At 53.6% G+C, this 306-nt stretch carries 1 protein-coding gene; it reads left to right on the forward strand.

The window, feature by feature from the left end; translation table 11 throughout:
* Positions 1 to 27: 27 nt before the first annotated feature.
* Positions 28 to 306, forward strand: a 279-nt coding sequence (locus CA13_RS35940; protein ID WP_419195067.1) for a hypothetical protein, incomplete at its 3' end; no start/stop codon positions are given.

The raw sequence follows: 306 nt of genomic DNA on the forward strand, positions 1-306 counted from the left end.
TACCCACATCCGTGCGATAACCATGTGATGCAACGGAGGACGGGTGTTCCGTTTTCTCGTCTGCTTGCAAGTCTTTCGCCCGTCCCCGCTGATCACCACCGTTATCACACTCCGGGCGATTGTTGTTCTGCTATCGGTGCGCTGTTGATGATTCCTTTGCGTCCGTTCGGTCCACAACGTCGTTTGTTGCTTTTAAATTGGACCGTCGCTAAACTGATACTGCTATGGAACGGACAACCGTCACCGAAGGGGCCGAAGGCTAAACGGACGGTGCTCGGTCGATTGATACATCATGGTGACGCGATC

It is taken from the genome of Novipirellula herctigrandis, from assembly GCA_007859835.1.
Classification (GTDB): domain Bacteria; phylum Planctomycetota; class Planctomycetia; order Pirellulales; family Pirellulaceae; genus Novipirellula_A; species Novipirellula_A herctigrandis.